The organism is Mangrovimonas sp. YM274 (genome assembly GCF_030908385.1).
GTDB lineage: Bacteria > Bacteroidota > Bacteroidia > Flavobacteriales > Flavobacteriaceae > Mangrovimonas_A.
Window position 1 is genome coordinate 2,243,511 of record NZ_CP133091.1, and the last position, 13,724, is coordinate 2,257,234.

The 13,724-nt window shown below is 45.5% G+C and carries 2 protein-coding genes; one reads left to right on the plus strand and one right to left on the minus strand.

The window, feature by feature from the left end; translation table 11 throughout:
* Positions 1-206: 206 nt before the first annotated feature.
* On the plus strand, positions 207-2,756 hold the full coding sequence (locus RBH95_RS09685) for an ATP-dependent Clp protease ATP-binding subunit (protein WP_307899385.1): 2,550 nt from the start codon (positions 207-209) through the stop codon (positions 2,754-2,756).
* Positions 2,757-3,073: 317 nt separating this feature from the next.
* Here RBH95_RS09685 and RBH95_RS09690 read toward each other — a convergent pair whose 3' ends face one another.
* The gene (locus RBH95_RS09690; protein WP_307899386.1) at positions 3,074-13,399 is read right to left on the minus strand and encodes a T9SS type A sorting domain-containing protein; all 10,326 of its coding nucleotides are present in this window, start codon (positions 13,397-13,399) and stop codon (positions 3,074-3,076) included.
* Positions 13,400-13,724 lie beyond the last annotated feature (325 nt).

Here is a 13,724-nt window from a genome sequence, read left to right on the forward strand (position 1 = left end):
TTTGTTAGTCCTTATCCGACTTTAAAGCGGATTTTTAACTTTTTTTATTAACAAATATAAGGCCTTCTTTCGTTAATAAGTAAAAGTCTAAAAGTTTTGAATTTTTAAACTTTTTTCCTCTATTAGCTTTTATGAAACATTTAAGGTACAGTTTTTGCCCTTATAACTATGTTTTTTATTATTTTTAATGCAGAAAGGATTTTACTATGGATGATAATTTTTCCCCAAGAGTCAAGGACGTTATTGCTTACAGCAAAGAGGAAGCACTGCGTCTTGGCCATGATTTTATAGGTACTGAGCATTTAATGCTAGGCCTACTTCGTGATGGCAGTGGAAAAGCGATAGATATATTGAGTGCCCTTGAAATTGATCTTAACCATTTAAGGCGCAAAGTTGAAATATTAAGCCCCGCAAATTCCAATGTGGCTACTGCCTCAAACGAAAAAAAGAACCTACACCTTACTAGGCAAGCAGAACGTGCCCTAAAAACAACTTTTTTAGAAGCTAAATTGTTTCAAAGCACTTCTATCAACACAGCGCATTTGCTGCTGTGCATTTTACGAAATGAAAACGACCCCACTACCAAGCTCTTAAACAAGCTAAAAGTGGATTATGATAACGTTAAAGAGCAATTCAAATTTATGATTACAAATGATGATGACTTTTTAGAATCTCCTAAGGCAGAGTCTTATTCAGATGATGATATCACTGATGATGATGATTCTAAGCAAAATCCATTCAGTCAATCTTCATCTAAAACAGCCAAAAAGTCAAAAACTCCTGTTTTAGACAATTTCGGTAGAGATCTTACAGTATTGGCTGAAGAAGGTAAACTTGACCCCGTTGTTGGTAGAGAAAAAGAAATACAACGTGTATCCCAAATATTGAGTAGACGTAAAAAGAACAACCCTCTTCTTATTGGAGAACCCGGAGTTGGTAAATCTGCCATTGCAGAAGGTTTAGCTTTACGTATCGTAAAACGAAAAGTATCTCGAATACTTTTTAATAAGCGTGTAGTAACCCTTGACCTAGCAAGTTTAGTTGCAGGAACCAAGTACCGTGGACAATTTGAAGAACGTATGAAAGCCGTTATGAACGAGCTTGAGAAAAATGACGACATCATTCTTTTTATTGACGAGATTCATACCATTGTGGGGGCCGGAGGTGCTACAGGAAGTTTAGATGCTTCCAACATGTTCAAACCTGCTTTGGCTCGTGGAGAAATTCAATGTATAGGAGCTACCACTCTAGATGAATATAGACAGTATATTGAAAAAGATGGTGCCTTGGAGCGTCGTTTCCAAAAAGTAATCGTGGAACCTACAAGCGTGGAAGAAACCATTGAAATTCTTAACAACGTTAAGGAAAAATATGAAGAACATCACAATGTAGACTATACGCCTGAAGCTATTGAAGCATGTGTAAAATTGACTAACAGATATATGACCGATCGTTTTCTTCCAGACAAAGCTATAGATGCTTTGGACGAAGCAGGATCAAGAGTTCATATTACCAATATTGATGTTCCAAAGCAGATTTTGGAATTGGAAAAAAAGCTTGAAGAAGTAAGAGAAACCAAAAATACAGTTGTTAAAAAACAAAAGTATGAAGAGGCTGCTAAACTTCGGGATGATGAAAAGCGACTAGAAAAAGAGTTAGCTATAGCCCAAGAAAAATGGGAAGAGGAAACCAAGCTTCATCGTGAAATTGTTACCGAAGAAAATGTTGCGGACGTAGTTTCTATGATGACGGGGATTCCTGTAAATAGAATTGCTCAAACGGAAAGCAATAAACTAGCAAAATTACCAGACCAAATTAAAGGCAAGGTAATTGGGCAAGATGAAGCTGTTGCTAAAGTTGTGAAAGCGATTCAAAGAAACAGAGCTGGACTAAAAGACCCTAACAAACCTATCGGTTCTTTTATTTTCCTAGGACAGACTGGAGTTGGAAAAACCCAATTGGCCAAAGTTTTGGCTCGCGAATTATTTGATAGTGAAGAGGCTCTTATCAGAATTGATATGAGCGAATACATGGAAAAATTTGCGATTTCCAGACTTGTCGGGGCCCCTCCAGGATATGTAGGTTATGAAGAAGGTGGGCAGTTAACAGAAAAAGTACGCCGCAAGCCTTACGCTGTGATACTTTTGGATGAAATTGAAAAAGCGCACCCAGACGTGTTCAATATGCTATTGCAGGTTCTAGATGACGGTTACTTAACTGATAGTCTAGGTCGCAAAATTGATTTCAGAAATACCATAATCATCATGACTTCAAATATTGGAGCCAGAAAACTTAAAGACTTTGGTCAAGGAGTTGGTTTTGGAACAGCCGCTAGAGAAGCGCAAGCTCAAGATAACTCTAGAAGTATTATAGAAAATGCCTTGAAAAAAGCCTTTGCTCCGGAATTCTTAAACAGAATTGACGATGTAATTGTATTTAACGCCCTAGAAAAATCTGATATTGATAAGATTATTGATATTGAACTTGCTAAATTAGTTGAGCGCATTAAGGGCCTAGGCTACGAACTTAAACTAAGCGATAAGGCAAAAGATTATATAGCAGATAAGGGCTTTGATAAGCAGTATGGCGCACGCCCTTTAAAACGTGCAATACAAAAGTATATCGAAGATGCTTTGGCCGAAGAAATCATTAATGCCCAACTTCTGGAAGGTGATACAATAATTATGGATCTAGATTCTAAGACAGAAGAGTTGACCATTAAAATTGAAAAGGCCGAGAAACATACAGAGTCTTAACCAAAACTCATCTAAATTTAAAAAGTCCTTGTATAAAATTACAAGGACTTTTTTTTAGAGGAATAGTTCAGGAAGACACTATTCTTAAGTTTTACATTGAATCCTTTTAGTCTTTTCTAAAAAAATCCAACATCTTTATTGACACTATTCTCCTTTTAAAAAGATAAACAAGACTCCAAATTAAATAACTTATTCCAATAACAGTTTACTCTACTCGAATAGTTGATAACGCATTTCCATTGATAATTATTTATGCTATGTTCAAATAAAAAAGGGAGGCCAATTTAGCCTCCCTTTTATTTTTAAAATTAAACCATCTAGTTTTTACGCTCCTTCAATGATGAAGAAACAATTTTCTTAGTAACAGTACCTTGACTAGTTGTTAATTTCACATAGAACATTTGATTAGGTATTCTAGATAAATCAAAGGTTGTTTTATCTTTAAATCCTTTAACATAACTTCTATTTGTTTCACTTAAGATTACAATTCCTCTTGTATCAAACAATTCAATAGTTACATCAGTTTCAAATTCAAACATGTATGAAATATTAACTTCCTTGTCAAATGGAACAGGATAAGCAACAAAGTCTATACTGGTTGCTACAACTGTTGGCTCTGGTTCTACTGCTTCATCTTCACAATCTATAGATGCTCCACTTGGCGCATATTCGCCAGAAGCTCCTTCATCACATTGACAAATTGCTTCACAAACATTAGCATGAGCTATCACATAAATTGGTCCATTCGCTTCAATTGGCCCTACGGTATAACTTGTTACATAATCCATGGCACCCGCATTAAAGTTATACTGTCCAGGTGCTACTGTATAGGCTCCATTATTTTTAGTTGGGTAAGGATTACAACCCACATAAACTTGGGCCTCACTCATTCCAAATCCACTAGCAATATCAAAGTATACAGTAACATATCCATCTAGATATTCCACCACGACATCTCCAGCTAGAGTTCCACTGGACAAATTACATTGTCCTGCTCCCGCATAAAGATCCATAGTATAGGTACCTTCTTCTGCGTAATAATTGGTCCAACCCCAACGGTTAAATCCGTCTTGAAGGAAACATGTATTACTGTTTGGATCTCTACCAAAAGCAGTCTCACAATTACCAGAGTACTTCTCAACCGTTCTTTCAAGAGTTAATATCTCTTGAGCCATATTACCACACGCATCAGATGCTTCAAACACATAAGTACCATATTCAACACAACCATCCATAGTTGTATCACTTAAATATGCCGTTACTTCACCTTCACCTGAACAATTATCTACCCAATTAGCCTTAAGAGCTTCTGGGAATTCATCATTACATATAGGATCCATTATTGGTACATCAATGACTGGCGGTGTTTGATCTCCTCCATTATAGTAAATTTTAAGAGGAGGCAATGTATTACCACATGCATCAGATATTATGAACTCATAAAGCGCTATCCATTTACAATCATCTCCAACAATGGAAGGCATTTTTTCTACAAATACTTCTCCACAGTTATCTTCATAAATAGCTGCGATTTCATCTGCAGTTGGCCCTTCTGGAACATCACTAAAACAAGCATCAATATCCGAAATACCTTCTGGAATTGGCCCTACTAGCATTGGAGGTGTCGTATCTCCTATCACCGTAAAGGTCGAACTCAGCAATAACGGTGCCCCACAGTCGCTGGTAGCTGTCCAGATAACTTCGGTTGAACCACCACAGGCATCAGGTGCCCCCGGATTGGTCACTTCAACCATCAGGTTACAGCCACCCGTGATGCTGCCCAGGGCAACCCACTCGGCAAACGCCTGGTCTACGGAAGCCTGGTCAGAACATGCTGCCATTGTATAATCGTCTGGTGCGTTGAAGGAAACCTCTGGTGCAGGCTCTACCGTAAAGGTCGAACTCAGCAATAACGGTGCCCCACAGTCGCTGGTAGCTGTCCAGATAACTTCGGTTGAACCACCACAGGCATCAGGTGCCCCCGGATTGGTTACTTCAACCATCAGGTTACAGCCACCCGTGATGCTGCCCAGGGCAACCCACTCGGCAAACGCCTGGTCTACGGAAGCCTGGTCAGAACATGCTGCCATTGTATAATCGTCTGGTGCATTGAAGGAAACCTCTGGTGCTGGAAGCACGCTAAAAGTCGCCGTTCCGATAATGGTTTCTGCACAATCACTTGTCGCTGTCCAGGTAACATCAGATTTTCCGCCACAAGCACTCGGTGCTCCTGGATTGTCTATTGTGATTTCCAAGTTACAACCACCGGTGATACTGCCCAAGTCAACCCACTCGGCAAACGCCTGGTCAATCGATGCTTGGTCAGAACAAGCCTCCATCGTAACGTCAGAAGGTACATTAGCAATAACCTCTGGTGCAGGCTCTACCGTAAAGGTCGAACTCAACAACAGTGGTGCCCCACAGTCGCTGGTAGCTGTCCAGATAACTTCGGTTGAACCACCACAGGCATCAGGTGCCCCCGGATTGGTCACTTCAACCATCAGGTTACAGCCACCCGTGATGCTGCCCAGGGCAACCCACTCGGCAAACGCCTGGTCTACGGAAGCCTGGTCAGAACATGCTGCCATTGTATAATCGCCTGGTGCATTGAAGGAAACCTCTGGTGCTGGAAGCACGCTAAAAGTCGCCGTTCCGATAATGGTTTCTGCACAATCACTTGTCGCTGTCCAGGTAACATCAGATTTTCCGCCACAAGCACTCGGTGCTCCTGGATTGTCTATTGTGATTTCCAAGTTACAACCACCGGTGATACTGCCCAAGTCAACCCACTCGGCAAACGCCTGGTCAATCGATGCTTGGTCAGAACAAGCCTCCATCGTAACGTCAGAAGGTACATTAGCAATAACCTCTGGTGCAGGCTCTACCGTAAAGGTCGAACTCAACAATAACGGTGCCCCACAGTCGCTGGTAGCTGTCCAGATAACTTCGGTTGAACCACCACAGGCATCAGGTGCCCCCGGATTGGTCACTTCAACCATCAGGTTACAGCCACCCGTGATGCTGCCCAGGGCAACCCACTCGGCAAACGCCTGGTCTACGGAAGCCTGGTCAGAACATGCTGCCATTGTATAATCGCCTGGTGCATTGAAGGAAACCTCTGGTGCTGGAAGCACGCTAAAAGTCGCCGTTCCGATAATGGTTTCTGCACAATCACTTGTCGCTGTCCAGGTAACATCAGATTTTCCGCCACAAGCACTCGGTGCTCCTGGATTGTCTATTGTGATTTCCAAGTTACAACCACCGGTGATACTGCCCAAGTCAACCCACTCGGCAAACGCCTGGTCAATCGATGCTTGGTCAGAACAAGCCTCCATCGTAACGTCAGAAGGTACATTAGCAATAACCTCTGGTGCAGGCTCTACCGTAAAGGTCGAACTCAACAATAACGGTGCCCCACAGTCGCTGGTAGCTGTCCAGATAACTTCGGTTGAACCACCACAGGCATCAGGTGCCCCCGGATTGGTCACTTCAACCATCAGGTTACAGCCACCCGTGATGCTGCCCAGGGCAACCCACTCGGCAAACGCCTGGTCTACGGAAGCCTGGTCAGAACATGCTGCCATTGTATAATCGTCTGGTGCATTGAAGGAAACCTCTGGTGCAGGCTCTACCGTAAAGGTCGAACTCAACAACAGTGGTGCCCCACAGTCACTTGTAGCTGTCCAGATAACTTCGGTTGAACCACCACAGGCATCAGGTGCCCCCGGATTGGTCACTTCAACCATCAGGTTACAGCCGCCCGTGATGCTGCCCAGGGCAACCCACTCGGCAAACGCCTGGTCTACGGAAGCCTGGTCAGAACATGCTGCCATTGTATAATCGTCTGGTGCATTGAAGGAAACCTCTGGTGCTGGAAGCACGCTAAAAGTCGCCGTTCCGATAATGGTTTCTGCACAATCACTTGTCGCTGTCCAGGTAACATCAGATTTTCCGCCACAAGCACTCGGTGCTCCTGGATTGTCTATTGTGATTTCCAAGTTACAACCACCGGTGATACTGCCCAAGTCAACCCACTCGGCAAACGCCTGGTCAATCGATGCTTGGTCAGAACAAGCCTCCATCGTAACGTCAGAAGGTACATTAGCAATAACCTCTGGTGCAGGCTCTACCGTAAAGGTCGAACTCAACAACAGTGGTGCCCCACAGTCACTTGTAGCTGTCCAGATAACTTCGGTTGAACCACCACAGGCATCAGGTGCCCCTGGATTGGTCACTTCAACCATCAGGTTACAGCCGCCCGTGATGCTGCCCAGGGCAACCCACTCGGCAAACGCCTGGTCTACGGAAGCCTGGTCAGAACATGCTGCCATTGTATAATCGTCTGGTGCGTTGAAGGAAACCTCTGGTGCAGGCTCTACCGTAAAGGTCGAACTCAGCAATAACGGTGCCCCACAGTCGCTGGTAGCTGTCCAGATAACTTCGGTTGAACCACCACAGGCATCAGGTGCCCCCGGATTGGTCACTTCAACCATCAGGTTACAGCCGCCCGTGATGCTGCCCAGGGCAACCCACTCGGCAAACGCCTGGTCTACGGAAGCCTGGTCAGAACATGCTGCCATTGTATAATCGTCTGGTGCGTTGAAGGAAACCTCTGGTGCAGGCTCTACCGTAAAGGTCGAACTCAGCAATAACGGTGCCCCACAGTCGCTGGTAGCTGTCCAGATAACTTCGGTTGAACCACCACAGGCATCAGGTGCCCCTGGATTGGTCACTTCAACCATCAGGTTACAGCCGCCCGTGATGCTGCCCAGGGCAACCCACTCGGCAAACGCCTGGTCTACGGAAGCCTGGTCAGAACATGCTGCCATTGTATAATCGTCTGGTGCATTGAAGGAAACCTCTGGTGCAGGCTCTACCGTAAAGGTCGAACTCAACAATAACGGTGCCCCACAGTCGCTGGTAGCTGTCCAGATAACTTCGGTTGAACCACCACAGGCATCAGGTGCCCCCGGATTGGTCACTTCAACCATCAGGTTACAGCCACCCGTGATGCTGCCCAGGGCAACCCACTCGGCAAACGCCTGGTCTACGGAAGCCTGGTCAGAACATGCTGCCATTGTATAATCGTCTGGTGCATTGAAGGAAACCTCTGGTGCAGGCTCTACCGTAAAGGTCGAACTCAACAACAGTGGTGCCCCACAGTCACTTGTAGCTGTCCAGATAACTTCGGTTGAACCACCACAGGCATCAGGTGCCCCCGGATTGGTCACTTCAACCATCAGGTTACAGCCGCCCGTGATGCTGCCCAGGGCAACCCACTCGGCAAACGCCTGGTCTACGGAAGCCTGGTCAGAACATGCTGCCATTGTATAATCGTCTGGTGCATTGAAGGAAACCTCTGGTGCTGGAAGCACGCTAAAAGTCGCCGTTCCGATAATGGTTTCTGCACAATCACTTGTCGCTGTCCAGGTAACATCAGATTTTCCGCCACAAGCACTCGGTGCTCCTGGATTGTCTATTGTGATTTCCAAGTTACAACCACCGGTGATACTGCCCAAGTCAACCCACTCGGCAAACGCCTGGTCAATCGATGCTTGGTCAGAACAAGCCTCCATCGTAACGTCAGAAGGTACATTAGCAATAACCTCTGGTGCAGGCTCTACCGTAAAGGTCGAACTCAACAATAACGGTGCCCCACAGTCACTTGTAGCTGTCCAGATAACTTCGGTTGAACCACCACAGGCATCAGGTGCCCCTGGATTGGTCACTTCAACCATCAGGTTACAGCCGCCCGTGATGCTGCCCAGGGCAACCCACTCGGCAAACGCCTGGTCTACGGAAGCCTGGTCAGAACATGCTGCCATTGTATAATCGTCTGGTGCGTTGAAGGAAACCTCTGGTGCAGGCTCTACCGTAAAGGTCGAACTCAACAACAGTGGTGCCCCACAGTCGCTGGTAGCTGTCCAGATAACTTCGGTTGAACCACCACAGGCATCAGGTGCCCCCGGATTGGTTACTTCAACCATCAGGTTACAGCCGCCCGTGATGCTGCCCAGGGCAACCCACTCGGCAAACGCCTGGTCTACGGAAGCCTGGTCAGAACATGCTGCCATTGTATAATCGTCTGGTGCATTGAAGGAAACCTCTGGTGCAGGCTCTACCGTAAAGGTCGAACTCAGCAATAACGGTGCCCCACAGTCACTTGTAGCTGTCCAGATAACTTCGGTTGAACCACCACAGGCATCAGGTGCCCCTGGATTGGTCACTTCAACCATCAGGTTACAGCCGCCCGTGATGCTGCCCAGGGCAACCCACTCGGCAAACGCCTGGTCTACGGAAGCCTGGTCAGAACATGCTGCCATTGTATAATCGTCTGGTGCATTGAAGGAAACCTCTGGTGCAGGCTCTACCGTAAAGGTCGAACTCAACAACAGTGGTGCCCCACAGTCACTTGTAGCTGTCCAGATAACTTCGGTTGAACCACCACAGGCATCAGGTGCCCCCGGATTGGTCACTTCAACCATCAGGTTACAGCCGCCCGTGATGCTGCCCAGGGCAACCCACTCGGCAAACGCCTGGTCTACGGAAGCCTGGTCAGAACATGCTGCCATTGTATAATCGTCTGGTGCATTGAAGGAAACCTCTGGTGCAGGCTCTACCGTAAAGGTCGAACTCAACAACAGTGGTGCCCCACAGTCACTTGTAGCTGTCCAGATAACTTCGGTTGAACCACCACAGGCATCAGGTGCCCCCGGATTGGTCACTTCAACCATCAGGTTACAGCCGCCCGTGATGCTGCCCAGGGCAACCCACTCGGCAAACGCCTGGTCTACGGAAGCCTGGTCAGAACATGCTGCCATTGTATAATCGTCTGGTGCATTGAAGGAAACCTCTGGTGCAGGCTCTACCGTAAAGGTCGAACTCAACAACAGTGGTGCCCCACAGTCACTTGTAGCTGTCCAGATAACTTCGGTTGAACCACCACAGGCATCAGGTGCCCCCGGATTGGTCACTTCAACCATCAGGTTACAGCCGCCCGTGATGCTGCCCAGGGCAACCCACTCGGCAAACGCCTGGTCTACGGAAGCCTGGTCAGAACATGCTGCCATTGTATAATCGTCTGGTGCATTGAAGGAAACCTCTGGTGCTGGAAGCACGCTAAAAGTCGCCGTTCCGATAATGGTTTCTGCACAATCACTTGTCGCTGTCCAGGTAACATCAGATTTTCCGCCACAAGCACTCGGTGCTCCTGGATTGTCTATTGTGATTTCCAAGTTACAACCACCGGTGATACTGCCCAAGTCAACCCACTCGGCAAACGCCTGGTCAATCGATGCTTGGTCAGAACAAGCCTCCATCGTAACGTCAGAAGGTACATTAGCAATAACCTCTGGTGCAGGCTCTACCGTAAAGGTCGAACTCAACAATAACGGTGCCCCACAGTCACTTGTAGCTGTCCAGATAACTTCGGTTGAACCACCACAGGCATCAGGTGCCCCTGGATTGGTCACTTCAACCATCAGGTTACAGCCGCCCGTGATGCTGCCCAGGGCAACCCACTCGGCAAACGCCTGGTCTACGGAAGCCTGGTCAGAACATGCTGCCATTGTATAATCGTCTGGTGCGTTGAAGGAAACCTCTGGTGCAGGCTCTACCGTAAAGGTCGAACTCAACAACAGTGGTGCCCCACAGTCGCTGGTAGCTGTCCAGATAACTTCGGTTGAACCACCACAGGCATCAGGTGCCCCTGGATTGGTCACTTCAACCATCAGGTTACAGCCGCCCGTGATGCTGCCCAGGGCAACCCACTCGGCAAACGCCTGGTCTACGGAAGCCTGGTCAGAACATGCTGCCATTGTATAATCGTCTGGTGCATTGAAGGAAACCTCTGGTGCAGGCTCTACCGTAAAGGTCGAACTCAGCAATAACGGTGCCCCACAGTCACTTGTAGCTGTCCAGATAACTTCGGTTGAACCACCACAGGCATCAGGTGCCCCTGGATTGGTCACTTCAACCATCAGGTTACAGCCGCCCGTGATGCTGCCCAGGGCAACCCACTCGGCAAACGCTTGGTCTACGGAAGCCTGGTCAGAACATGCTGCCATTGTATAATCGTCTGGTGCGTTGAAGGAAACCTCTGGTGCAGGCTCTACCGTAAAGGTCGAACTCAGCAATAACGGTGCCCCACAGTCGCTGGTAGCTGTCCAGATAACTTCGGTTGAACCACCACAGGCATCAGGTGCCCCCGGATTGGTCACTTCAACCATCAGGTTACAGCCACCCGTGATGCTGCCCAGGGCAACCCACTCGGCAAACGCCTGGTCTACGGAAGCCTGGTCAGAACATGCTGCCATTGTATAATCGCCTGGTGCGTTGAAGGAAACCTCTGGTGCTGTTACATTAATTGTTCTTGAAGTTGTTATGGTTCTTCCACAATTATCGGTATAAGTCCAAGTTTCTTCAAACTCACCACAACCACCTTCAAAAGGCTCCACTTCACTTAAAACTTCCCCACTAATTTCACAATCACCAGAATCCCCATTGGAGTAGCCTAAGCTAGTTGGCTCATAAAAATCAAAATTCTCACATAAAATTTCTAAATCTTCCACAGGATCAAATACTGGAGCTGGAGCAGGCAAAACAGTTACGGTTTTATCTGCAGTAATTGAATACCCACACTCATCTGTATAAGTCCAGTTTACCATAATAACTCCACCACATTCATCATAATCAGGAGACAGAGTACCCGTAACCTGCCCACCAATATAACACCCTTTAGTACTTGCATTATTAGTATAAGACATCGTTCCTGCAACATAATCTGCAGCTTCACTACAAGTAATAGTTTCATCTGCTATAATTGGAAACTCTGGTTTTGGAGCTGGTTCTACAGAAATTATAAAAGGCCCTGCAGAAAGTACTCTACCACATGAATCTTCACCATTATAACTCACAGAAATAGTTCCTCCACAAACTCCATAATTCACAGATACTTCAGGATCAAGAGTCCCCATAACAGAACAATCACCTTCCAGACCATTGCTATAGGTTGCAACTCCTGCCTCAAAATCTGTAGCTTCGTCACAAGCTATGCTCTCAGGAAAGTCCGGAGGTGTTACCGTCGCTATTGGAGCTGGCATCACGGTAACTGTTTTCATTGCGGTAATTGTATTTTGACACTCATCGGTATATGACCAATTAACATATAATGTGCCTCCACATTCATCAAATTCTCCTGTCAATACACCATCTACTTGACCACCTATATAACAAGCCTTTGAATCTCCATTATTAGTGTAGGACAAAGTTCCTGCAACATAAGTCGAAGCCTCCTCACAAGTTATCGTTTCATTTGCCACAACTGGAAATTCTGGAGCCGGAGCAGGCTCCACCATAATGGTATACTCTTGAGATTCCAATGGTCTTCCACAAGAATCTTCTCCGGTATATATTACAGTTATCTCTCCTCCACACAAAGCATAATTAGACATTACCGTTGGAGGCAAACTTCCCTCAACAGCACAATCACCTTCCAATCCGTTACTATAGGTAGCATCATCCAAAATAATGTCACCTGCTTCAGAGCAGCTAACACTAGTTGGTAATTCAGGTATTGTTAGTTCTGCCTCAGGTGCCGGTAAAACATCTATTACATAAGTAACAGGCTCTACTACCAATCCACAAGCTGCAATATCTGAATATACCAAAGTAATGGTTCCCCCATCACAATTATTATAATCCGTTTCAATTTCAGGTTCTATATACCCTCCTTCAATTAAACAAAGACCTTCGGCTCCATTTGAAACTGAAGCTGTCCCTGGGACGAAAGCTCCTGCTTCATCACATGATAGCGAAGTGGGCAATTCTGGTAGAATGATATCTGGTGTAGGAGCTGGTAACACAGTAACAACTTGCTTAGCCGTAATAGTTCTACCACAATCATCAGTATATTCCCAATCTATATATAAAGTTCCTCCACAGCGCGTATAATCACCAAAAACAGGTAAAGGTTCAACCTCTCCCGATATTTCGCATTCCCCTGTTTCTCCATTAGAATACCCTAAATTACCAGGTTCAAAATTAGCTGCTTCCTCACAAGTTAAAGTTAGATCTTCCACCGCATCAAAAACAGGCATTGAAGGCGGTTCAACAACTATAATTTGCTCTGCAGAGCTCGAATTACCACAGGCATCTGTTGCTGTCCATGTACGAACAATAGTTCCTGAACACCCATCAATTGTACCTTCATCCTCATAGGTTAATGCAACATCCGAGCAATCAGATACTGAAGGTTCAGGAATTTCTCCTAAAGAACCACATGAGGCAGATACATTATCTACCACCATGGTTGGAGGTGATTGATCCCCTCCGGAGTAAATAGCTTTTAGTTCCGCAAAAAATTCTCCATCACAAAGGATAGAAAACTCATAAATTACGGTCCAATCACAATCTGAAGAACCTGGCTCAGTTTCAACGGTGAGATTAACATCTGTTTCTCCATCACATTGAATACTATACAATTGCTCAACTTCCTCAACTGACAAAGCGACGGTTGACACCTCATCAAGACATAAGTCGTAGTACACCGACCTCTCAGCCGATTGACTGTAGACCGAATTCATGCTAAACAAAAAGAGCATTATAAAGCCTAAGGCCTTAATGCTCATTTTCTGTTTTTTCATGAAGCCAATGCTACAACACGATAAATTAGCAACAGACTTCCAAAATTGAAGAAATCCATTGCTACGGGTAAAATTGTTCATAAACATAACATTTGGTTTTAATTAACTTTTTTAACACTGTGCGGCGAAAGCCTACCAAAAACAAAAGAGAAAGTGTAGAATACAAATAGAGTTGAGGGCACAACAATTATGTTTTAACGATATATGTTATCGGAAAAACAGAAAACGTTTTCGAAATTTTCATTCAAAAACAACCAATAAAGTGCTAAAAATCAATTGTTTTGCTATTAAACAATTTTTGGAAAGATTATATTTTTAAACTGTC

Excerpts from the sequence above, each read along its gene's own strand:
- RBH95_RS09685 (WP_307899385.1), top strand. The coding sequence starts at position 207 with ATGGATGATAATTTTTCCCCAAGAGTCAAGGACGTTATTGCTTACAGC.
- RBH95_RS09690 (WP_307899386.1), bottom strand. The coding sequence starts at position 13,399 with ATGAAAAAACAGAAAATGAGCATTAAGGCCTTAGGCTTTATAATGCTC.